Origin of the sequence: Mesoflavibacter sp. CH_XMU1404-2, from assembly GCF_037029465.1 — a bacterium.
Classification (GTDB): domain Bacteria; phylum Bacteroidota; class Bacteroidia; order Flavobacteriales; family Flavobacteriaceae; genus Mesoflavibacter.
On record NZ_JAYMEM010000028.1, the window covers coordinates 171,904 to 194,816 of the forward strand.

The 22,913-nt window shown below is 32.4% G+C and carries 19 protein-coding genes and 1 tRNA gene; 11 read left to right on the forward strand and 9 right to left on the reverse strand.

Going from position 1 to position 22,913, the window contains the following annotated elements; all coding sequences use genetic code 11:
- The first annotated feature begins 25 nt into the window (after positions 1 to 25).
- The 3 genes from WA327_RS12390 to WA327_RS12400 all read left to right on the forward strand — a co-directional run bounded on the left by WA327_RS12390 (position 26) and on the right by WA327_RS12400 (position 5,498).
- A complete protein-coding gene (locus WA327_RS12390; RefSeq protein ID WP_336070206.1) occupies positions 26 to 1,093 on the forward strand; it encodes a DUF3810 domain-containing protein in 1,068 nt (355 codons plus the stop codon).
- 86 nt (positions 1,094 to 1,179) lie between these two features.
- The gene (locus tag WA327_RS12395) at positions 1,180 to 4,167 is read left to right on the forward strand and encodes an amidohydrolase family protein (protein ID WP_336070208.1); all 2,988 of its coding nucleotides are present in this window, start codon (positions 1,180 to 1,182) and stop codon (positions 4,165 to 4,167) included.
- Positions 4,168 to 4,202: 35 nt separating this feature from the next.
- Positions 4,203 to 5,498: an amidohydrolase family protein gene (locus tag WA327_RS12400; RefSeq protein ID WP_336070210.1), complete on the forward strand. Its 1,296-nt coding sequence runs from the start codon at positions 4,203 to 4,205 to the stop codon at positions 5,496 to 5,498.
- 31 nt (positions 5,499 to 5,529) lie between these two features.
- Here WA327_RS12400 and WA327_RS12405 read toward each other — a convergent pair whose 3' ends face one another.
- The gene (locus WA327_RS12405; protein WP_336070211.1) at positions 5,530 to 7,563 is read right to left on the reverse strand and encodes a T9SS type A sorting domain-containing protein; all 2,034 of its coding nucleotides are present in this window, start codon (positions 7,561 to 7,563) and stop codon (positions 5,530 to 5,532) included.
- A gap of 43 nt (positions 7,564 to 7,606) precedes the next feature.
- Here WA327_RS12405 and WA327_RS12410 point away from each other — a divergent pair, with 43 nt between their 5' ends.
- From WA327_RS12410 to WA327_RS12420, 3 genes are read left to right on the forward strand one after another with little or no spacing between them, the layout of a single operon-like run.
- Positions 7,607 to 8,404 carry an RNA methyltransferase gene (locus tag WA327_RS12410; protein ID WP_336070213.1) on the forward strand — a complete coding sequence of 266 codons (798 nt, stop codon included), beginning with the start codon at positions 7,607 to 7,609 and terminating at the stop codon, positions 8,402 to 8,404.
- A 9-nt stretch (positions 8,405 to 8,413) separates the two neighbouring features.
- Positions 8,414 to 9,646 carry a M48 family metallopeptidase gene (locus WA327_RS12415; protein WP_336070215.1) on the forward strand — a complete coding sequence of 411 codons (1,233 nt, stop codon included), beginning with the start codon at positions 8,414 to 8,416 and terminating at the stop codon, positions 9,644 to 9,646.
- Between the two features lie 55 nt (positions 9,647 to 9,701).
- A complete protein-coding gene (locus tag WA327_RS12420) occupies positions 9,702 to 10,073 on the forward strand; it encodes a VOC family protein (RefSeq protein WP_336070217.1) in 372 nt (123 codons plus the stop codon).
- 51 nt (positions 10,074 to 10,124) lie between these two features.
- On the opposite strand, the gene WA327_RS12425 is transcribed toward WA327_RS12420, so the two are convergent.
- Positions 10,125 to 10,790 carry a M15 family metallopeptidase gene (locus tag WA327_RS12425; protein WP_336070218.1) on the reverse strand — a complete coding sequence of 222 codons (666 nt, stop codon included), beginning with the start codon at positions 10,788 to 10,790 and terminating at the stop codon, positions 10,125 to 10,127.
- Between the two features lie 43 nt (positions 10,791 to 10,833).
- Here WA327_RS12425 and WA327_RS12430 point away from each other — a divergent pair, with 43 nt between their 5' ends.
- The 5 genes from WA327_RS12430 to WA327_RS12450 all read left to right on the forward strand — a co-directional run bounded on the left by WA327_RS12430 (position 10,834) and on the right by WA327_RS12450 (position 15,738).
- Positions 10,834 to 11,193, forward strand: a complete 360-nt coding sequence (locus WA327_RS12430) for a MauE/DoxX family redox-associated membrane protein (RefSeq protein WP_336070219.1) — start codon at positions 10,834 to 10,836, stop codon at positions 11,191 to 11,193.
- Between the two features lies 1 nt (position 11,194).
- On the forward strand, positions 11,195 to 11,788 hold the full coding sequence (locus WA327_RS12435) for an alpha-ketoglutarate-dependent dioxygenase AlkB (protein WP_336070221.1): 594 nt from the start codon (positions 11,195 to 11,197) through the stop codon (positions 11,786 to 11,788).
- Positions 11,789 to 12,171: 383 nt separating this feature from the next.
- On the forward strand, positions 12,172 to 13,095 hold the full coding sequence (locus WA327_RS12440) for a serine aminopeptidase domain-containing protein (RefSeq protein ID WP_336070223.1): 924 nt from the start codon (positions 12,172 to 12,174) through the stop codon (positions 13,093 to 13,095).
- A gap of 581 nt (positions 13,096 to 13,676) precedes the next feature.
- Positions 13,677 to 14,987, forward strand: a complete 1,311-nt coding sequence (locus tag WA327_RS12445; RefSeq protein WP_336070225.1) for a DUF819 family protein — start codon at positions 13,677 to 13,679, stop codon at positions 14,985 to 14,987.
- A 49-nt stretch (positions 14,988 to 15,036) separates the two neighbouring features.
- Positions 15,037 to 15,738, forward strand: coding sequence for a DUF4369 domain-containing protein (locus tag WA327_RS12450; protein ID WP_336070228.1), 702 nt, complete (start codon positions 15,037 to 15,039; stop codon positions 15,736 to 15,738).
- Positions 15,739 to 15,858: 120 nt separating this feature from the next.
- On the opposite strand, the gene WA327_RS12455 is transcribed toward WA327_RS12450, so the two are convergent.
- The 7 genes from WA327_RS12455 to WA327_RS12485 form a co-directional block, all read right to left on the reverse strand.
- Positions 15,859 to 15,932, reverse strand: a tRNA-Thr gene (locus tag WA327_RS12455).
- A gap of 56 nt (positions 15,933 to 15,988) precedes the next feature.
- On the reverse strand, positions 15,989 to 16,258 hold the full coding sequence (locus tag WA327_RS12460; protein WP_336070230.1) for a hypothetical protein: 270 nt from the start codon (positions 16,256 to 16,258) through the stop codon (positions 15,989 to 15,991).
- Positions 16,259 to 16,344: 86 nt separating this feature from the next.
- Positions 16,345 to 16,755: a 6-carboxytetrahydropterin synthase gene (locus tag WA327_RS12465; RefSeq protein WP_336070232.1), complete on the reverse strand. Its 411-nt coding sequence runs from the start codon at positions 16,753 to 16,755 to the stop codon at positions 16,345 to 16,347.
- A gap of 3 nt (positions 16,756 to 16,758) precedes the next feature.
- Positions 16,759 to 17,277 carry an isopentenyl-diphosphate Delta-isomerase gene (gene idi / locus WA327_RS12470; protein WP_336070234.1) on the reverse strand — a complete coding sequence of 173 codons (519 nt, stop codon included), beginning with the start codon at positions 17,275 to 17,277 and terminating at the stop codon, positions 16,759 to 16,761.
- Positions 17,278 to 17,423: 146 nt separating this feature from the next.
- Positions 17,424 to 19,382, reverse strand: a complete 1,959-nt coding sequence (locus tag WA327_RS12475) for an OmpA family protein (RefSeq protein WP_336070236.1) — start codon at positions 19,380 to 19,382, stop codon at positions 17,424 to 17,426.
- Between the two features lie 21 nt (positions 19,383 to 19,403).
- Positions 19,404 to 20,348 carry a type IX secretion system membrane protein PorP/SprF gene (locus tag WA327_RS12480; RefSeq protein ID WP_336070238.1) on the reverse strand — a complete coding sequence of 315 codons (945 nt, stop codon included), beginning with the start codon at positions 20,346 to 20,348 and terminating at the stop codon, positions 19,404 to 19,406.
- A gap of 53 nt (positions 20,349 to 20,401) precedes the next feature.
- The coding region (locus WA327_RS12485) for a gliding motility-associated C-terminal domain-containing protein (protein ID WP_336070240.1) at positions 20,402 to 22,913 on the reverse strand (2,512 nt) is incomplete at its 5' end.

Below are 22,913 nucleotides of genomic sequence, written 5' to 3' on the forward strand. Positions count from 1 at the left end.
CTAATTTTAATTATTTTTGAAGTCTATGCGAAAACACACCAAATTATTTTTAACGGGATTAATTGTACCTACCTACATTTTGGTACAACTTGCCAAGCGTTTTCCTGAATTTGTAGATCGAAATTATAGCGAAGGATTATACCCATTTTTATCTAAATGTTTTAGATATGTTTTGGGTTGGCTACCGTTTAGCTTTGGAGATTTTGTCTATGGTATTGGCATTTTTTTAATGCTAAGATGGTTAGTTTTAAACCGAAAACGTATTTATAAAGACACCATAAAATGGTTGTTAGATGTTGGTGCAGTTTTGGGTGTTGTGTATTTTGCATTTCATCTACTTTGGGGATTTAATTATTACCGTAATCCATTGCATAAAAACTTAGGTTTGGAAGACGATTACACTACAGAACAACTACTTTCTGTCACCAAAAAACTAATTGAAAAATCTAACAATTTACAATTACATATCGCTAAAAACGATACAGTAAAAGTCGTTTTACCGTACACAAAAACCGAAATTTTAAAACAAACTCCGAATGGTTATAAAGTGTTGGAGAAAGAATTTCCGCATTTAGAATACCATCCAAAAAGTTTAAAAAAATCGATATTTAGTTTACCACTAACTTATATGGGTTTTAGCGGATATTTGAATCCTTTGACTAATGAAGCGCAGGTAGATTATTTAATTCCGGAGTATAAATTCCCAACAACTTCAGCTCACGAGATTGCCCACCAATTGGGTTACGCTTTAGAAAACGAAGCCAATTTTATGGGGTTTTTAGCATCGGTAAACAATCCAGATATTTATTTTAAATATTGCGGTTACACCTTTGGACTTAGACATTGTTTAAGAGAAGTCTACAAACGTAATCCTGACACTTATTTTGAATTAGTTGAAACCATAAATCCTGGAATTATTAAAAACTACCAAGAAGTGCAAGACTTTTGGGATAGTTACAAAAACCCATCAGAGATTTTCTTTAAAAGCACATACACCACTTATCTAAAAGCCAATAACCAAGCAAAAGGTATGGAAAGCTACAGCTATGTAGTGGCATTACTAGTAAATTACCTACAAAATAAAACACTTTAAAAAAGTTAAAATTTTACACTTCATTTTGAATAGGTAGCCTTAAGACTTATCTTTAATGTCTTTAAGACTTTAAACTAACTATTCTTATGAAAAAAATCCTGAGTATTTTAGGACTGTTACTGTGCAGTTATTCTTCTTTTGCACAAGAATACATTCCTAAAAATGACGGTGTAAAAACTAACACCTCTAATTACACAGCATTTACAAATGCTAAAATTTACATTACTCCAACACAGGTTGTTGATAATGCTACGCTTTTAATAAAAGATGGAAAAGTAGTTGCAAGCGGTACTAGTGTTACTATACCAAAAAACGCAGTAACTGTAGATGTAAGCGGTAAAACTATTTACCCTTCATTTATTGAAACGTATAGCTATTTTGGGATGAAACCTGTTGAAAACGCTTCAAGCAATAGACGATCACCTCAATATGATGCAAGTCGTGAAGGTTATTATTGGAACGATCACATAAGACCTGACCAAAACGCATTAGACTTTTTTGACTTTGATAGTAAAAAGGCAGAAAAACTTAGAAAAGCTGGTTTTGGAGTTGTTAATTCTCACATTGATGACGGAATTATACAAGGTACAGGCGTATTAGTTACATTAGCGCCAGAAGGTAGTGATGCCACAAGATTATTAGACGAAAAACTAGGTCAGTTTTACGGTACTTCAAAAAGTAAAACATCACGTCAAATGTACCCAACATCTTTAATGGGTACTATGGCATTATTAAGACAAGTAAATCTTGACGCAGATTGGTACGCAAAAGGAAATATAAAAGAGAAAGATCGCGCTTTAGAAGCGTTTAATGCTAATAAAAATGAAATTCAAATTCTTAATGCTTCTAGCAAAGAAAATGTACTTCGTTTTGATAAAATCGGCGATCAATTTAATACTCAATATATTTTTATTGCTGGCGGTGATGAATACGAATGGATTAAAGATATCAAAGCGACAAACGCACAGTTTATCGTACCTGTAAATTTTCCAGATGCATATGATATGGAAGATCCATTAATGGCTAGCTCTGTTAGTTTAGCTGATTTGAAAGCATGGAATCAAGCACCTTCAAACCCTAAAATATTAGCAGATAACAATATTACTTTTGCTTTTACAACTCATGATTTAAAAGAAGAAAAAGACTTATTGGCTAATCTTCAAAAAGCTATAGAATATGGTTTAGATAAAACTAAAGCATTAGAAGCTTTAACAACTATTCCTGCTCAAATCATAGGTAAATCTACTCAATTAGGACATTTAAAAACTGGTGCTTATGCTAACTTTTTAATCACTTCCGGAGATATTTTTGATAAAGAAACAACCATTTATCAAAACTGGGTAACTGGTGTTAAAGATGAAATAACACCAATGGACACCAAAGACTTGCGTGGAGATTACACGTTTAAATTAAACAATACCGATTACGAATTATCAATCTCTGGAGATATAGAAAAACTGAAGTCTAAAGTAATAACTGAAGATAAAGAGTTAGGTTCTAAAATTAACTTTTCTGACGAATGGTTTACACTAACTTTTTCTACAATTGACACTACAAAACAAGAGTTTGTAAGAGTTGTTTCAAAAATTTCAGACACAGAAAATATAAAAGGAAAAGCAATTTTACCTAACGGAAAAGAATTTGCTTTTAACGCTACTAAAAAAGCTTCAGAAAAAGCTGAAGAGAAAAAAAGCGATAAAGACGAAGATAAAGAAAGTGAAACACCAAAACTATTCCCTGTTACTTATCCTAACATGGCTTACGGTTTTACTAGCCTACCTCAACAAGAAACTATTTTATTTAAAAACGCAACGGTTTGGACTAATGAAACTGAAGGTGTTTTAGAACAAACAGACGTTTTAATTAAAAACGGAAAAATTTCTAAAATAGGTAAAAATCTTAGCGCTGGTAATGCAACAATTGTAGATGCAACTGGTAAACATTTAACTTCTGGAATTATTGACGAACATTCACATATTGCAACTTCAAGCGTCAATGAAGCTGGTCATAATAGCACTGCTGAAGTAAGCATAGAAGACGTTTTAGATGCCGAAGACATTAACATTTACCGCAACCTTTCTGGTGGAGTTACATCAATACAAGTACTTCACGGATCTGCAAATCCAATTGGCGGTCGTTCGGCAATTATTAAATTAAAATGGGGAGAAACTCCAGAAAATTTAATTTACACAAACACTCCAAAATTTATCAAGTTTGCTTTAGGTGAAAACGTAAAGCAAAGTAATTGGGGCGATGATAGTAGAAACAGATTTCCACAAACCAGAATGGGTGTTGAACAAGTTTATATGGATTATTTCCAAAGAGCAAAAGAATACGATGCATTAAAGAAAAGCGGTAAACCTTACCGAAAAGATATCGAGCTAGAAACACTTGCAGAAATTTTAAATAAAGAACGTTTTATTTCTTGTCACTCTTACGTTCAAAGTGAAATTAATATGCTAATGAAAGTTGCTGAAAGATTCAACTTCAACATTAATACCTTCACACATATTTTAGAAGGTTACAAAGTAGCCGATAAAATGGTAGAACACGGTGTTGGCGGATCTACGTTTAGCGATTGGTGGGCATATAAATATGAGGTTAACGATGCTATTCCTTTTAATGCACCAATCATGCGCAATGCTGGTGTAACGGTTGCTATTAATAGTGATGATGCCGAAATGTCTAGACGCTTAAATCAAGAAGCTGCAAAAAGTGTAAAATACGGAGATATTAGCGAAGAAGACGCTTGGAAGTTTGTTACTTTAAACCCTGCAAAACTATTACACATTGATGATCGTGTAGGAAGTATAAAAGTAGGAAAGGATGCAGATGTTGTTTTATGGTCAGATCATCCATTATCTATTTATGCTAAAGCAGAAAAAACAATTATTGACGGTACCGTTTATTTTGATATAGAACGTGATGCACAACTTCGCGAAGCAATGGAAAAAGAAAAAAATGAATTAACCACAATGATGCTTCAAGCAAAACACAAAGGGTTAAAGACAAAGCCAATTGAGAAAAAAGAAAAAGAATTATTACACTGTGACTCTGTAGAACATCAGTTTTAAAAAAGGACAAAGTGTATAATCAAAACGTATAAAAAATGAAAAAACTAAATATATTAATCCTAACACTTTTGGTGAGTATTTCTGGTTTAGCACAGCAAACACCAGCACCAAAACAAACAAATGCTTACTCTATAGAAGGTGCTACCTTGCATATGGGTAACGGTAATGTGATTAAAAATTCTTTAATCATGTTTGACAACGGAAAAATTACTTTTGTTGGTAGTGCTATGATGAAAATAGCCAGACAAGGCGAAGTTATAGACGCAAAAGGCAAACATGTATATCCTGGTTTTATTGCTCCTAATTCTACTTTAGGTTTAGTAGAAGTAGATGCTGTAAGAGCTAGTGATGATGAAGACGAAATCGGAGCTATGAATCCGCACGTAAGAAGTATAATTGCTTATAATACTGAATCTAAAGTTGTAGAATCTATGCGTCCAAACGGTGTATTAATGGCGCAAATTACGCCTCGTGGCGGACGTATTTCTGGAACGTCTAGTATTGTTCAATTAGACGCATGGAATTGGGAAGATGCTATTATCAAAGAAGATGATGGGATCCATCTAAATTGGCCAAGAGCATATTCGCGTGGTCGTTGGTGGTTAGGAGAACCAATGGTTTTAACCGAAAACAAAAATTACAGCAAAGAAGTTGACGAATTAAAAAACTATTTTGCAGAAAACAAAGCCTATCAAGCTAGTGATAAATCACCAAAAGATATTCCTTTTGATGCTTTACAAGGTTTAATAAATGGTAATAAAATACTTTATGTCCATGTAGATAACGAAAAAGGAATTACAGACGCCATTAATTTCGCAAAAGCGCAAAACATAAAAAAGACTGTAATTGTTGGTGGTTACGAAGCTAACAACGTTACAGACTTATTAAAAGAAAATAACGTACCAGTGCTTTTACAACGCGTACACTCTTTACCAAATAGCGGTGATGACGATTATGATTTACCATACAAATTAGCTACGCAATTGGTTGAAGCTGGTGTTTTAGTTGGTCTTGAAAATGCTGGTGACATGGAACGTATGAACACTAGAAACTTACCATTTTTAGCTGGTACTACTGTTGCTTACGGATTAACTAAAGAACAAGCTTTAAGTTTAATCACTTACAACACTGCAAAGATTTTGGGTATTGATGATACTGTTGGATCTTTAGAAGTTGGTAAAGATGCCACACTTTTTATTAGTGAAGGTGATGCTTTAGATATGCGCACCAACAAACTAACTAAAGCCTTTATACAAGGTAGAGATATTAGTCTTGAAACACATCAAACAGAATTAGCCAAACGCTACTCAGAAAAATATAAAAATCAATAACAAAAAAAGCGAGCATTTAGCTCGCTTTTTTTTATTCTATAATAATCTTTTTGACAAGATTTAGTTGGTTTTCATTTTCAATTTTTAGAAAATAAACACCTTTACTAAAATTACTAACATCCAAACTATAACTTTCTGTCAAGGTTACCAATTGATTAATTACTACTTTACCTTGAATATCTGTTAATGTTAAGGTATAATTGTTTTCATTTGGAGCATTGAAACTAATATTCAGCATAGTAGAAGCTGGATTAGGGTAAATTTTAAATTCTGACACATTAAATTGATCAATGCTTAAAGCTACAGAAGCATCTAAATAGTCTGGCAAACCATTATTATTGGTATCATCATCTGTTGGATCTCCATTAAGATTATAGTCTTCATTAATGGTTAATACACCATCTCCATCGTCATCGTCGTCAAGATAGTTTTCAATTAAATCATTATCTGTATCTATAAAAACATAACTATTTGAGTTATTGGATCTACCTGCAGCAATGCTAATTTCTACACTAGTTGATACGTTATCTCCATCATCATCACTGTCTAAATAGTCAGGTATTGTATCTAGGTCTGTATCATCATCGTCTAGATTACCGTTACCATTAATATCCTCGTCTGCATCTACAACACCATCATTATCTGTATCTACACATGTTATTTCATTAACAATAACTGTTTGAGTTGAAGTACAACTATTATTAACGTCTGTAACTTCAACGGTATACGTTCCTGCTTGATTTACAACAAGAGTTTCATTTGTTTCAGAAGCAATTATCACAGCATCATAATACCATTCAAAAGTATAATTGGACGAATCTAGATTAGTATCTAAAGTTAAACTGTCTCCTGTACAAAACTCATTAGATCCTGTGAAGTTAACTATTGGTGCTGAAACTACTGATAAAACAAAATCAACTATCACAGAACAACCTGTAGTAGCTTTTTCTACTCTTACATAAATGGCTTGCGGATTAATACTATTTTGATAATTGTAAACGTCACTTATTTGATTAATATCATTTTGTGCGTCCATTATAGTTTCGTGATAAGTAACTACAACTCCTGGTTCTCCATTAGTTATTACACTTTCATTTTGTGCTAAGTTAAAAACAGCAATACTATCATTATCATCGTCACAAACCTCTAAATTTGAAGGATCCTGAACAGGAGAAGGACTTAAATTTACTATAACATCAAAATTAACTATCGAAAAACAACCAGTTACATCATTTTCTACTCTTACATAAATGCTTTGACTTAAAGATGTTGTATTTGTAAAATTAGTTGGGTTAGCTATAGCATTTGTAGCGTTTACTGCATCTGTAAGTGCTATATAATATGAGGCTGAAACGCCTACTTCTCCGTTAAGGATTATAGTTTCATTTATTGTTAAATCAAAGTTAGCAATCCCATCATTGTCATCATCGCAGACTTCTATATTATTTGGACTTGTTGAAGTTGGGTTAGGGTTAACTCTAATGGTTAAAGTTGTAATATCAAAACAACTACTACTATTTACAAAAACCCTAACAAATAATGTCTGTATACCAGACATTATATTTTGATATGTTGTTGGATTAGATATTGGATTAACCTCTGTTTGAGCATCTACCATAGTTTCATAATAAACAACTGTATATCCAGAAGCACCACCAGTAATTTCATTATTTTTAGATGTTAAATCAAATACTGCAAACCCATCATTATAAGCATAATAATTTGCATCTAACTCGTCACATATCTCTAAAGGCGATGGTTGATAAATTATTGGTGATTCTAATACCGTAAACGTATAAGTACTGCTTGCTGGCGTTGTACCATTTGTTGTATATTCTACGGTATAAGTTTGTTGTGATTGTGCTCCAGTAACCTCGCCTGTAATGGCATCAATTGCAGCACTATCTGCTGGAGTTGGATTGAAAATAAAAGTTCCTCCTGTTGTTCCTGTTATTGTAGCTGTTGCTCCTTCACAATTCGGAGTCATAAAAAAAGAAGGGTCATCTTGAGCCAAAGTAGCAAAAGATGTGATTAAAGCGATAAAAAAAAGTAATTGTTGTTTCATAAAGGTTAAATTTGTAATGTTAAAGGTAGTATAAATATTCAACATGACGTACAAACAAATTTCTAGCACACAAAACCAGCTAATAAAACAAATTGTTTTATTAAAAGAAAAATCTAGAGAACGCCGTAAATCTGGGCTTTTTGTTGTTGAAGGTTTACGCGAAATACAATTAACACTTCAAGGACATTACGATATAGAAACCCTTTTGTTTTATCCTGAAATTTGCCCAGAAAACAATTTACCTAAACTGAACGATTCTACTCAAATTATTGAAATCTCTAAAGACGTTTATCAAAAAATAGCGCATAGAGATACGACTGAAGGTATTGTAGCTATTGCAAAAAGTAAATCGCATCAATTAGAGAACTTGAAATTAAATAGTGAAAATCCATTAATTTTAATTGCAGAAGCTCCTGAAAAACCTGGAAATATTGGTGCTTTATTACGTACCGCAGATGCTGCAAACGTAGATGCTTTTATTTTAGCAAATCCTAAAACCGATTTATACAATCCTAATATTATAAGATCTAGTGTTGGTTGTGTATTTACTAATACGATTGCGACTGGTAGTACAGAAGATATTATCGCATTTTTAAAGTCGAATAACATCAATATTTACAGTGCTATTTTGCAAGATGCAGCATATTACCATCAACAAGAATTCACTAAAGCCAGCGCTATTGTTGTAGGTACAGAAGCAGATGGTTTAAGTCAAGCTTGGCGCGATGCTTCAACACAAAACATCATTATCCCTATGAGTGGAAAAATTGACTCTATGAATGTATCTGTTGCTGCAGGAATTTTAGTTTTTGAAGCTAAAAGACAAAGAGGTTTTATTTAAAATACTATCATGAATCACACTACCCTATTCTACATCATCATCGCAATTATAAGCATTAACTTTATCATTGATAAAATTTTAGATGCGTTTAACGCGAAACATTATAAAGACCAATTACCTGAAGAATTACAAGATGTTTATGATGAAGACGAGTATAAAAAATCACAACGCTACAAAGCTACAAACTATCGTTTTGGAATATTAACGTCTACATTTTCTTTTGTGTTAACGTTGGCGTTTTTCTTTTTAGATGGTTTTGCTTTTGTTGACCAATTAGCAAGACAAATTACAGACCATAATATTTTGGTAACGCTTATATTTTTTGGAATTATAATGATAGGTAGTGATATTTTGACCACGCCATTTTCTTATTACAAAACCTTTGTGATAGAAGAACAATTTGGGTTTAATAAAACCACAAAAACCACCTTTATTTTAGACAAAATTAAAGGTTGGTTAATGACTATAATTGTTGGCGGAGTCATACTTGGCATCATCACATGGTTTTACCACACGACTAAAGATCTGTTCTGGGTTTATGCTTGGGTTTTAGTATCTGTTTTCACCATTTTTATCAACCTATTTTATTCGCGATTAATTGTTCCTATTTTTAATAAACAAACACCTTTAGAGGACGGAAGTTTGCGTAATTCTATTTCTAAATATGCTGAAAGTGTTGGCTTTAATCTAGATAAGATTTTTATTATTGACGGTTCAAAACGAAGCACAAAAGCCAATGCCTATTTTTCTGGATTTGGAAATGAAAAACGAGTGACACTTTACGACACTTTAGTTAATGATTTAGACGAAGATGAAATTGTTGCAGTACTAGCACACGAGGTTGGTCATTACAAGAAAAAGCACATTATTTTCAATCTATTTTCTTCTATTTTGTTAACAGGTTTAACGCTTTTTATATTGTCGCTATTAATAGATAATCCGTTATTATCTGAAGCTTTAGGCGTGCAAGAAACAAGCTTTCATATCGGGTTAATTGCTTTTGGAATTTTATACAGTCCACTGTCTGAAATCACAGGATTAATTATGAACTGGTTTTCTAGAAAGTTTGAATACCAAGCAGATGATTACGCAAAAAACACTTACAAAGCAGAGTCTTTAATAACTTCACTTAAAAAGTTATCTAAAAATAGTTTAAGTAATTTAACACCTCATCCTGCGTACGTGTTTATGCATTATTCGCATCCAACATTGTTAGAAAGAATTAAGAATTTAAAACAGTAACCCAATTTTGATAAAAATTACCTATCTTCAAAACTTCATTTTAAAAAATTAGATAATGAAACTTGGCGCATTTTCAGTTAGTCTTGCTGTAAAAGACATACATAAATCAAAAGCATTTTACGAAAAATTAGGCTTTACCGCTTTTGCTGGCGAGATTGAAAAAAACTATTTAATCATGAAAAATGGTAATGCGCTAGTTGGTTTATTTCAAGGCATGTTTGATAAAAACATCTTAACCTTTAATCCTGGTTGGGACGAAAGTGCTAACAAATTAGAAGACTTTACAGATGTAAGAGACATTCAAAAACATATAAAGTCTCATCAAATTCCCTTAATCACAGAAGCAGATGAGAGTTCTTCTGGTCCAGCAAGTTTTGTGATTTTAGATCCTGACGGTAATCCTGTGCTAATTGATCAGCACGTTTAAAAGAAAAAGACTAAATTATACTCACTTCGACTACGCTCAGTGACCAACAATTTATTCTACTAAAAAATCAAAATATTGGTTTTTAAACGGTTCATTTTTTAACGTAAAATGCCACCATTCTTGCGGATAGTTTCTAAAACCATTTTTAAGCATTACGTTTTGCAAACGTTGTCGGTTTGCGATTTGCTTTTCGGTTAAATTAGTATTGCTCACCCAAGATTCTGGTCCAAAAAAGTCGTAAGGCGATCCCATATCTAGTTCTTCATCGGTTTCTAAATTCACGATAGTAACGTCCAAAGTACTACCGCTACTGTGTCTAGATTTTGAAGCAATGTAACCTTCTTTAAATAAATTTCTTTTATCTACTTTAGGATAATAATACTGTTTCATCATAGTATCATTAACCTGTTTTGCCCAATACACAAAATGGTTGACTGCACGTTGTGGTCTATAGGCATCAAAAACTTTAAGTGTTAAACCTTCGGCTTTTAAATCTGCTTGTACTTTTTTTAAAGCGTCTACTGTTTGTGCTGTGGTAATCACAACTTCATTTACATAACCATCAATTTGCTCTCCTACAAAATTATTATCGTAGCAATAACGTAATTCTACTTTTAAATCCGGCAAACTATCTTGAGCATACACAAAGCCTTCTGGTAGCTGAGCAAAAGCGAATTGAGTTAACAAAAACAATAAAAGGGTTAGGCTAAATTTCATGATATATAAATTATAGGTTAAATTTATAAAATAAAAAGTTACTATGATTTATCCTTGGCATCTTTACGCTATGGCGTGTATGTATATTTTGGCTGGTATAATGCATTTTGTAAAACCAAAAATGTACATGCGCATTATGCCTAACTATATTCCTAAACACAAATTAATGGTGTTACTTAGTGGTCTTGCTGAGATTATTCTTGGTGCAACACTGTGCTTTCCTTCCACAAAAAACCTTGCTATTTATGGTATTATTTTAATGCTAGTTGTGTTTTTTACCGTTCACTTTTATATGCTTACTAATAAAAAAGCTAGTGCAGGATTACCAAAATGGGTATTAATTTTACGCATTCCGTTACAGTTCTTTTTAATGTATTGGGCTTATTTTTATCTACAGTTTTAATATGCTTTTTCCGGAAGACATATCACTAAACTTACCCGATTCTGATATAAAATATTACCCTAACTTTTTTAATAAAGAAGCAGCAGATGCATATTTTAATTTACTTTTAAAAGATATAAATTGGCAACAAGATGATATTACTATTTTTGGAAAAACCTACAAACAACCTAGATTAACAGCTCTTTTTGGTAATAATGGTAAACCTTACAGTTATTCTAATATTACTATGTATCCTGAAGATTTTTCGGAAGAATTACAGCAAATAAAAGATAAAGTTGAAACTAAAGTTAAAGCAAAATTCACCACTTGTTTAGCTAATTTATACCGAAACGGAAACGACAGTAATGGTTGGCACGCAGATAATGAAAAAGAATTAGGGCAAAACCCAATAATTGCGTCTGTTAGTTTTGGTGCTGAGAGATACTTTCATTTAAAACATAGAAATGATAAATCTTTAAAACAAAAATTATTACTTCAACACGGTAGTTTATTGTTAATGCAAGGCAAAACACAACATTACTGGCTACATCAAATTGCAAAAACAAAAAAAGAGATTGGGCAAAGAATAAATTTAACCTTTAGAATAATAAAGTAGAAGTTATTAAAGACAAAAGAGTCAAGGTCCCTCAACCTTGACTCTATGCTATTTGGCATCTTATGTTTTGGTTAGATTTAGGGTCTCTATATCTAAAAGATGCAAATATTAATTAATTAATCCATTGAACTAAAAAGTATGTAATTCTTAGTACATGTCAAACATAATATTAATTCCTTTTCTTACAGTTTAAAAACATAAATATTCGATGAAATACATAAAATTTTAACATTTATCGTTAAAAAACACTAAAACTACGATTAAGTGCTGTTTAAAAAATCATTAATTCGATACCCATCGATAAAATAATTTCAGCTATTTTTGTACGTATCAATAATTTTATTGGCATCTTTTTTGTCCATATTTTATCCAAATAAATTATTATGAAATCAATACTTCTTTTTTTATCACTTTGTTTTAGTTCTATCATTGTAGCACAAGATTCAACATATACAAAACATGAAATTTCGGTTAATAAACATATAGATGGTACATTATTAGCTCCTAACAACATAACAAAACCTGATTTAGCTATTTTAATTGCTGGGTCTGGACCTACCGACAGAGATGGTAACCAAAACTTTTTAAAGAATAATAGTTTAAAAAAATTAGCCGTTAGCCTTACACAAAATGACATTGCAACTTACAGGTATGATAAACGTATTGTGAAGCAATTAAAATCTAACAACATTGATAAAGATATTATGTTTGACGATTTTGTTACCGACGCAAAATCTGTAATAGACTATTTTAAAAACAGCCAAAACTTTAATAAAATTTATGTCATTGGGCACAGTCAAGGTAGCTTGGTTGGTATGCTAGCAGCAAAAGATCGCGCAGACGGTTTTATATCTTTAGCTGGTGCAGGACAAAGTATTGATCAGGTTATTATTGAACAAGTTAACAAAACAGCTCCTAACTTTACAGAAGACACAAAACGTGTATTTGAAACTTTAAAACAAGGAAAAACAACTACAGATTATCCTATGGCGTTGTCTTCTATTTTTAATATTGAAATTCAAAAATTTATGATTAATTGGATGCAGTACAATCCAACTGAAGTCATAAAATCTTTAGAAATGCCTGTTTTAGTTATAAACGGAACTAAAGATTTACAAGTGAGTGAAAATGAAGCTAAACTTTTAAAAGAAGCTAATGAAGAAGCAACTTTAAAAATAATAGAAAACATGAATCACGTACTTGTCACTATAGAAGGTGATGATTTAGAAAATTCAAAATCTTATGCTGAAACTCAAAGACCAATTGCAGAAGGTTTAATTAAAGCTATTGCAGACTTTATTAAATAAGTAAACACAAAACATATCTAAATAGAAAAAGCATCCTAAAAAGGATGCTTTTTCATACTAACCAACCAAAAATATGAGTAATTATTACTCGTTAGTTTAGGTAACCACACCGTTACTAAGTCAACATAATTAATTACACTTTATATTAAACAAATGCTGTGCCAAACTTCATTTATTTATAAAAACAGAAAAAGCACCTCAAAAAGAGATGCTTTTTCGTACTAACCAACCAAAAATATGAATAATCTTTGCTATTTAATTATGGTAACCACACCATAATCACGTCTTCACAAATATTACATACATTTAGTCTATATAATACTGATTTCCTTACGATTATAATTTAAAAGTTTTGTTAAAGTTTATAACATAGAAAAAGCACCTCAAAAAGAGATGCTTTTTCATACTAACCAACCAAAAATATGAGTAATCATTACTCGTTAGTTTAGGTAACCACACCGTTACTAAGTCATCATAATTGATTACACTTTAAATAAAACAAATGCTGTGCCAAACTTTATTTTAAGTCCTTTTTATTACAGTTTTATTTGATTATTTTGCGGTAACTATAAAACTAAATTATGAACGAACCATTATTTACTAACGACACCATTGTTTTTGGAATATTAATGTTAGCACTTGGTGCTATTTTTTACACAGAATCTTTAAAAGGTGGCTTTTGGGAAAAATTTTATAAAATAGTTCCTGGACTATTTATGGCTTACATGTTACCAGCTGTTTTAACTACAATTGGTTTAATTGCTCCAGAATGGGAAACAACAAATACAGACACAGGCGAAATCACTAAACACAGTACAGACCTTTATTTTGTAGCTAGCAGATATCTTTTACCTGCTGCTTTAGTACTTATGACGTTAAGTATTGACTTAAAAGGTGTTTTTAATTTAGGTTGGAAAGCTCTAATTATGTTCTTTACTGGTACAGTGGGAATTATAATTGGTGGACCAATAGCTATTTTATTGATTTCTATGGTTTCTCCAGAAACTGTTGGTGGTGTTGGTCCAGATGCTGTTTGGAGAGGATTATCAACCCTTGCTGGAAGCTGGATTGGTGGCGGCGCAAACCAAACCGCAATGCTAGAAATATATGGCTATAATCAAAAACTTTATGGCGGAATGGTGTTTGTAGATATTGTTGTTGCTAATTTATGGATGGCTCTATTATTAATAGGAATAGGAAAAAGAAACGCTATCAATAAATGGTTAAAAGCAGATACTTCTTCTATTGAATCTTTAAAGGAAAAAATGTCTTCGTTTACCGAAAGTGTAAAACGTAATCCATCTTTAACAGATTTAATGCTAATGGCAGCTATTGCTTTTGGTACTGTTAGTATGGCACATTTATTTGCAGATATTTTAGCTCCGTTTTTTGAAAGTATTGTTGCAGGAATAGAAAATCAAACGCTTAAAAATGTATTTACTTTTTTAGATAGTTCTTTTTTCTGGATGATAAGTATTTCAACTGTAATTGCCATACTACTTTCTTTTACCAAAGCTAGAAATTATGAAGGTGCTGGCGCAAGTAAATTTGGTAGTGTGTTCATCTATATTTTAGTCGCAAGTATTGGTATGAAAATGGATTTGACCTTAATTTTTGACAATGTAGGATTAATTGCAATTGGATTAGTTTGGATGAGTATTCACGCTTTACTATTAATTTTAATAGCAAAAATCATTAAAGCACCTTACTTCTTTTTAGCAGTTGGTAGCCAAGCTAATGTTGGTGGTGCAGCATCAGCGCCAATAGTTGCATCTGCGTTTCATCCTTCGTTAGCAACAGTTGGAGTATTGTTAGCTGTATTTGGCTATGCTGTTGGTACAATAGCTGCAATTGGCTGTACTATTTTAATGCAATTAGCTGCAGCTAGTTAGTATTTTTGTGATTTTTATAAGATATTTGCCCACTAAAAATTAAATAAAAATGAAAAAAATCTTAGTACTACTTCTTGTAACAATTATTTTTTCTTGCGGTGAAAGCGGAAAAAAACTTACTGTTGAAGCTACCGTTAAAGGTTTAAAAAAAGGTACTGTTTACCTAAAAAAAGTAATTGATACAACTTTAGTTACTGTAGATTCTGTAACTGTAAATGGCGATTCTAACTTTACATTACAAACAGAGATTGATGAGCCAGAAGTATTTCATTTGTATTTAGATAAAAACTCTAAAGAAAATGATCGTATATCTTTCTTTGGAGATAAAGGTGTAACCAAAATTTACACCAAATTAGAAAACTTTAATTTTTACGCTAAAATTGAAGGTTCTAAACAACAAGCACTTTATCAAGAATATCTTGAGATAATGAACAAAATAAACAACAAAAATCTTGATGTATTTAAAGAAAATTTAGATGCTTTAAAAAACAAAGATTCTGTTGCTATAGCTAAAACCGAAAAAGCTTTAGAAGGTTACACAAAAAGAAAGTATTTATATGCAGTTAACTTTGCTATAAATAATAAAGACAGTGAAGTTGCTCCTTATATTGCGCTTTCTGAAATCTACGATGCTAGATTAAATTTATTGGACACTATAAATAAGGTATTAACGCCTGAAATTAAAAATTCTAAATACGGTAAACAATTAGAAGAATATATTGCTGAACGTAAAGCTGAAGAGAATGAATAATATTATTTCTTTCTTTTAAAAAACTAAAAAAGCCATTCAGAAATTGAATGGCTTTTTTTATAATCAAATATCAACTTTTATTAATAAAAAAAAGCTCCTCATTTTATTGAGGAGCTTTAGAGCCGATGGAGGGACTCGAACCCACGACCTGCTGATTACAAATCAGCTGCTCTAGCCAGCTGAGCTACATCGGCAAAGCGAGTGCAAATATAATTTGAGAAATGATATTTGCAAACTTTTTTTTAAAAAATTATCCTAATTTGTTAATTCTTTCTATTAACGCTCTACCTTTGTATTCTAGTTCTTGTTGAATACCTTTAAAGTGAACTTTCTTATTTTCAACATCTTTAGCGTTTACTTTTGCTATTAACTCGTCAAAAGTTGTTATTGCATCATCAATAATTTTTTCACTTTCTTTTGTGTCTTTATCTGTATTTGCATATTCCCAGATATAAACAGCTTCAATAATATCTCCTAAAACGTAATTAATGTCTTTTTTTAGGTCTCTTTTATTTGCCATGATATTTAAAATTTAATTTGCGCAAAGCTACATATAAAGTTTATTATCTTCACTATGTAACTTGGTTTTTGATAGGTTTATACTAATTATTTTGAAGGATAGGTTACAAAATTGCGTGGTGTTTCGTACAAAGTGACCTGTAGCTGAAATTTTGGGTCTAATTTGGCCTTTATTTTATTGTAGATAACGACAACAATATTTTCTGCTGTTGGGTTAAGGTTTTTAAATTCTGGTACGTCTACATTTAGATTTTTATGATCAAAAGCATCTTCTACTTCTTCTCTAATGATATCTTTTAAGATTTTCATATCAATTACGTAACCTGTTTCGGGATCAATTTCTCCTGTAACGTGTGCAATAAGCTCATAATTATGACCATGAAAGCTTGGATTATTACATTTACCGAAAACATCATTGTTTTGCTCTTCTGTCCAGTCTTTTCTATACAGTCTATGTGCTGCATTAAAATGTGCTTTTCTGCTAACGGTTACTTTCATTGATTAATGCTTTATAAATTCGTAAAACTTCTCAAAAATAATTTTAAACCAAGCGGTGTATAATTCTGGATGTAATTCTATATCAACTTTAACTTCGTCTAAAGACATCCATTTCCAAGCTTCTACTTCATCTTTATTAATGTTTGGCTCATCATTGTAATATCCAACCATAATGTGGTCAAATTCGTGCTCTGTAAGCCCATTTTCAAAAGGTGCTTTATAGATAAACGATGTTTTTTCTTCTAACTCTGTTACAAAGCCCATTTCTTCCATTAAACGTCTTTTTCCTGCTGCTATGTTACTTTCGCCTTCACGTTGGTGACTGCAACAGGTATTGGTCCATAAACCTGGTGTATGGTACTTGGTTAATGCGCGTTGTTGCAACATTAACTGGTTTTTATCATTGAATACAAATACTGAAAATGCTCTATGAAGCAATGCTTTTTCATGCGCTTCCATTTTAGGCATTAACCCTATTTGCTCGTCTTTTTCGTTTACTAAAATTACTTTTTCTTCTGCCATTTTATTTTTTAAGTCTAACAAATTTACAAAATAGGAAATTTGTTAAAAGCCTTTTAAGCATTATTTAGTATTTTGAAATGTAAGTATAAAAAAAGTGCTTCTGTTTAGAAGCACTTTTAGTTTGTTAGTTAAGGTTTATTGCTTGTTTATTCTACTATAATAAACTCGCTACGTCTGTTTAATTGATGTTCGGTTTCACTACACTTAACACCGTTACTACAACGGTTTACAAGTTGTGTTTCTCCGTAACCTTTACCTGTTAATCTGTCTTTGCTTATGCCTCCAACATTAACAATGTAATCTATTGTAGATTGTGCTCTACGGTTAGATAAATCCATGTTGTAGTTGTCATTAGCACGACTATCTGTATGAGATCTTACATCTATTTTCATTGTTGGATATAACTTCATTACTGCTATTACTTTACGTAATTCGATTTGCGCATCTGGACGAATGTAGTCTTTATCTAAATCAAAATAGATGATATTTAATCCTAACACTTTTACTAAATCTGATCCTACAGGCGCTGCTGTTGGACCTAAATCGTTACCTTGCTTCATAAACAACGTACGCTCTACAGTACCGTTTTTCTTTCCTGTTGCAAAAGCTTTTTCGGCAGTAGTGTAATCTTTTTTCTGACTACGTACTGAATATTGTGTACTACAAGTTAAGTCTTTAAATGTAAATGAACCGTCAAATTCTGACACAGCTTCGTCTATTACTTTTCCTTCTGCATTTAATAAGTATACTTTTGCATCTGCTATAGGGTCTTCACTTCTGTTGTCTTTAACTACTCCTGCAAAATCTTGAATACAACCTGAATTGGTCTTTAACGGTTTTAAACTTTTGAAGCTATAGATATCATCATCGCCTACTCCGCCTTCACGGTTTGAAGCAAAATAACCTTTTCCTAAATTATTGATAACAAATGTAAAATCGTCAAACTCACTATTAATAGGTCTTCCTACGTTGTAAACATCTCCAAAATCATCTTCTTTCATATCTGCAACAAAGACATCTAATCCACCTAATCCTACATGTCCATCTGATGCAAAGTATAATTTATCATCAAATGAAACGAAAGGAAATGTTTCTCTTCCTTCTGTATTAATACCATCTCCTAAGCTTACAGGTGTACCAAAACCATCTTCTTCAATAGATACTTTATACAAGTCAGACATTCCTTTTCCGCCAGGCATATCACTTGCAAAGTAAAGTGTTTTATTATCTTTACTTAATGCTGGATGTGCAACAGAGTACTCGTCACTATTAAATGGTAATTCTTCTACTTCCCAAGTGTTTTCTTCTGTCTTTTTTGCTCTATATAATTTTAATCTGTTTGTCCCTTCTGAGTCTTCTTTGTAGTCTTTATTTGTGTAGTTATTTCTTGTGAAATACATTGTCATTCCATCTTTTGTAAAGACTGCTGTAGACTCATGATACTTAGAATTTATACTTTTATCTAATTTTTGCGGACCTAATCCTCTATCTTCTTCGGCGTTACTTACTTTGTAAATATCTAAAAATGGTTGATCGTTCCAATCATGAGTACGTCTTGTTGCACTTCCATTGGTTCTATTTGATGCAAAAACTAATTCATTTTTATAAAAAGCTGGTGCAAAATCTGATAATTCTGAATTGAAACCTATGTTTGATAATTCAAAACGACCTGATTGTTCTTCGATTTCTTCTAAATAATTACGTTCGTTTAAAAACAATTTGGCTCTGTAATCTTCTCCTTTTGAGTCTAAAAACTCTTCCATTATAATATCAGAAGCCACATAATCTTCTGTACTTTTTAATGATAATGCGTATCTGTAAAGATATTCTGGGTTTGTATTTTCATCTTGAAGATTGTATAACTGTCCGTACCATTTAGCTGCGTTAATATAATCTGCAGTGTAATAATAAGAATCACCTAATCTTTGTAATAAATCTGGTGTTACATAACCATCTTTAGCTACTTGTTTATAAGCTTCTCTTGCATCAACAAATGCATATTCGTTATATTCTTTATTCGCTTTTTCTACAACTTTCTCTTGTGCTTTAAGCGAAAAAACACTTAGTCCTATAAAAGTGAATATGAAGTAAATATTTTTTTTCATGTTGTTTGTGTTTTTTGTTGATTAAAAGAATCTTGGAGATATCATTCTGTTGTTACGTTTGAATAACTCAAATCTTAAGAAAAACTCAAAAGAACCATCATTATATTGTCTCAACTCTGTTGTTTCTCTATCATAAGCAAAACCTAACATTAATTGGTCTGACAATTGATAACCAATCATTCCACTTAATGCAGCACTCCAACGGTAAGCTGCACCTAATGTTAACTTTTCTTTGATTAAGAAATTTGCTGATAAGTCTACTTGGATAGGTGCTCCGTCTACCATTTTAAGTAATGTAGATGGTTTGAATTTTAGATCTGCATTTAAATCAAATGTTTTACCTGCCATTAAATAGAAGTTAACTCTTTCTTTAGCTGTTGCAAATGAATTGTTATTAGCTGCATTTTCATCAAAATGTTTTGTTTCTAACATATTTGGCACACTTAATCCTAAATAAAAACTATCTGTGTAGTAATATGCTCCTACACCAAATTGTGGTGAAAATTTGTTATCTATATTAATCTCAGCATCTGCATCACCAGGATTAAAAGCTCCTGTATTTAACTTATTAGTGTCTATAGTTAAAAAATGTCCTCCAGCTTTAAAACCTAATGCTAGTTTAGCTTCGTCTGAAAGGTTAATTTTATAACTAAAGTCAATATCTACGTAAGTTTCGTTAGTAATAAAAATTTCATCTTGTGTAACGTTCATTCCTAAACCAACATTATTGCCTACTGGTGTATGACCTGACAGTGTAAATGTTTCTGGTGCACCATCTAAGCCAACCCATTGTGTTCTATATAAACCTAGAAAACTAAAAACGTCTCTAGTACCCGCGTAAGCTGGGTTAATACTTATAGGATTATACATATACTGTGTGTACTGTGCGTCTTGTTGCGCTTGTACTTTAGTACTGAATACGCCTAAAGTAATTAATATCAAAATAGTTAAAAAAGTATTTTTCATTTGTAGTGATATTAGACCTAGCAGAGTGTTAACCCTGCTAGGTATTTATGTTTTTATTTTCTATTAATGTATAATGGACCTGCTTTAGAAACTCGTTTACCAGTACTGTTAACATATTCTAATACGTAGTAATATGTTCCTACAGGTAACTTTTCATCTTTATTGATTGTTACACGTCCTTCAGAAACTCCTCTAAAGAATCTACCGTCTTGACCGTAGCCATCAACTTCGTATACTTTTACGCCCCATCTGTTATAGATTTTTAATGTATTGTTTGGATATTGTTCTAATCCTCTAATTACAAATACATCGTTTAATCCATCTCCGTTAGGAGTCATAATATCAAAGATATCTAAGTTGTCTGGTGAATCTGGATTTCCGTTATTAGTTTCTATATAATCTGGAATTCCGTTATCATTTTCATCTGCTGGTTCATCTCCATTTAAGAAGCCATCACCATCACAATCTAACGCTAACCATTCATCTGTTGCTAGTGATAAATCTTGGTTGTTGAAATCGAAATCACAAGGATCTTGAGGATCTGTTCCATCTAATTCTTCTTGACCATTACTTACACTATCTCCATCACAGTCTGCATTATCAAATTCTTCTGACGTTGAAACAGTTTGACTTGATGCTAAGTAGTCACAGAAATCATTTGGATCTGTTCCATCTATTGCTTCGTCTCCGTTAGTTACTCCATCTCCATCACAATCAAGACTAGCAAACTCATCCGAAATGATTGACACATCTTGACTTTCTGTTAAGAAATCGCATGAATCTTGAGGATCAGTACCATCAATAATTTCTTGTTCATTGATTACTCCATCTCCATCACAATCTGTAGCATTCCATTCTGGAGTTACTATTGAAAGATCTTGACTCATACTTAAATAATCACAACTATCTAATGGATTTGTTCCGTCTGCAATTTCAACACCGTTAATCACTCCATCACCGTCACAGTCTAATAAGTCGTACTCTGAACTTGTCATCGTATCGTCTTGACTATTCACGTTGAAACTACATGGGTCTAATGGATCTGTATTATCATCTAATTCTTCACCATTTGTAACTCCATCTCCGTCACAATCTGAATCTAACCATTGAGATGTTACTATTGTAATATCTTGGTTTGCTGGATCATAACTACATGAATCTAATGGATCTGTACCATCAATGACTTCTTGTCCGTTAGTTACTCCATCACCATCACAATCTGCGTTATTCCAGTTAGCTTCAACAGTTGCTAAGTCTTGACTTGCTGTATTATAACTACATGGATCGTTTGGATCTGTATTATCTAATGCTTCTTGTCCGTCATTAACACCATCTCCATCTGTATCTTCATCTAATGGATCTGTTATGTTTCCATTTGGATCTGCTGGTGTGTTTGGATCGTCTATTCCTGTAATTTCTTCTCCGTTTGTTAATCCGTCGTTATCACAGTCTAAGTTGTTCCATCCAGAATCTACTGGTTCTGTCTGACTTGTAAGCTCTAATGAACATGGATCGTTTGGATCTGTTCCATCTAAAGCTTCTTGTCCGTCTGTTACACCATCTCCATCTGTATCGATATCTAATGGATCTGTTATGTTTCCATTTGGATCTGCTGGTGTACTTGGATCATCTACTCCTGTAGTTTCTTCTGCATTTGTTAATCCATCATTATCACAGTCTAAATCATTCCATGCTACATCTACTGGCTCTGTTTGACTTGTAAGTTCTAATGAACATGGATCGTTTGGATTTGTTCCATCTATAGCTTCTTGTCCGTCTGTTACACCATCTCCATCTGTATCGATATCTAATGGATCTGTTATGTTTCCATTTGGATCGGCTGGTGTTGATGGATCATCTACTCCAGTTGTCTCTTCTCCATTTGTTAATCCATCATTATCACAATCTAAATCATTCCATGCTGCATCTACTGGTTCTGTTTGACTTGAAATTTCTAATGAACATGGATCGTTTGGATCTGTCATGTCTAATGCTTCTTGTCCGTCTGTTACACCATCTCCATCTGTATCAATATCTAATGGATCTGTTATGTTTCCATTTGGATCGGCTGGTGTGTTTGGATCATCTACTCCAGTTGTCTCTTCTCCATTTGTTAATCCATCATTATCACAATCTAAATCATTCCAAGCTGCATCTACTGGCTCTGTCTGACTTGTAAGTTCTAATGAACATGGATCGTTTGGATCTGTTCCATCTACAGCTTCTTGTCCGTCTGTTACACCGTCACCATCTGTATCGATATCTAATGGATCTGTTATGTTTCCATTTGGATCTATTGGTGTGTTTGGATCGTCTACTCCTGTAACTTCTTCTCCGTTTGTTAATCCATCGTTATCACAGTCTAAGTTGTTCCAAGATGAATCAACTGGTTCCGTTTGACTTGTAAGCTCTAATGAACATGGATCATTTGGATCTGTCATGTCTAATGCTTCTTGTCCGTCAGTTACTCCGTCACCATCTGTATCAATATCGAATGGATCTGTTATGTTTCCATTTGGATCTGCTGGTGTACTTGGATCATCTACTCCTGTAGTTTCTTCTGCA

Bases quoted from the DNA above. Each gene is read 5' to 3' on its own strand.
- WA327_RS12430 (WP_336070219.1), top strand. From the start codon at position 10,834: ATGATTTATCCTTGGCATCTTTACGCTATGGCGTGTATGTATATTTTG.
- WA327_RS12435 (WP_336070221.1), top strand. From the start codon at position 11,195: ATGCTTTTTCCGGAAGACATATCACTAAACTTACCCGATTCTGATATA.
- WA327_RS12440 (WP_336070223.1), top strand. From the start codon at position 12,172: ATGAAATCAATACTTCTTTTTTTATCACTTTGTTTTAGTTCTATCATT.
- WA327_RS12465 (WP_336070232.1), bottom strand. From the start codon at position 16,755: ATGAAAGTAACCGTTAGCAGAAAAGCACATTTTAATGCAGCACATAGA.
- WA327_RS12415 (WP_336070215.1), top strand. From the start codon at position 8,414: ATGAATCACACTACCCTATTCTACATCATCATCGCAATTATAAGCATT.
- WA327_RS12395 (WP_336070208.1), top strand. From the start codon at position 1,180: ATGAAAAAAATCCTGAGTATTTTAGGACTGTTACTGTGCAGTTATTCT.
- WA327_RS12450 (WP_336070228.1), top strand. From the start codon at position 15,037: ATGAAAAAAATCTTAGTACTACTTCTTGTAACAATTATTTTTTCTTGC.
- WA327_RS12400 (WP_336070210.1), top strand. From the start codon at position 4,203: ATGAAAAAACTAAATATATTAATCCTAACACTTTTGGTGAGTATTTCT.
- WA327_RS12420 (WP_336070217.1), top strand. From the start codon at position 9,702: ATGAAACTTGGCGCATTTTCAGTTAGTCTTGCTGTAAAAGACATACAT.
- WA327_RS12425 (WP_336070218.1), bottom strand. From the start codon at position 10,790: ATGAAATTTAGCCTAACCCTTTTATTGTTTTTGTTAACTCAATTCGCT.
- WA327_RS12445 (WP_336070225.1), top strand. From the start codon at position 13,677: ATGAACGAACCATTATTTACTAACGACACCATTGTTTTTGGAATATTA.
- WA327_RS12480 (WP_336070238.1), bottom strand. From the start codon at position 20,348: ATGAAAAATACTTTTTTAACTATTTTGATATTAATTACTTTAGGCGTA.
- WA327_RS12410 (WP_336070213.1), top strand. From the start codon at position 7,607: ATGACGTACAAACAAATTTCTAGCACACAAAACCAGCTAATAAAACAA.
- WA327_RS12390 (WP_336070206.1), top strand. From the start codon at position 26: ATGCGAAAACACACCAAATTATTTTTAACGGGATTAATTGTACCTACC.
- WA327_RS12405 (WP_336070211.1), bottom strand. From the start codon at position 7,563: ATGAAACAACAATTACTTTTTTTTATCGCTTTAATCACATCTTTTGCT.
- WA327_RS12460 (WP_336070230.1), bottom strand. From the start codon at position 16,258: ATGGCAAATAAAAGAGACCTAAAAAAAGACATTAATTACGTTTTAGGA.
- idi (WP_336070234.1), bottom strand. From the start codon at position 17,277: ATGGCAGAAGAAAAAGTAATTTTAGTAAACGAAAAAGACGAGCAAATA.
- WA327_RS12475 (WP_336070236.1), bottom strand. From the start codon at position 19,382: ATGAAAAAAAATATTTACTTCATATTCACTTTTATAGGACTAAGTGTT.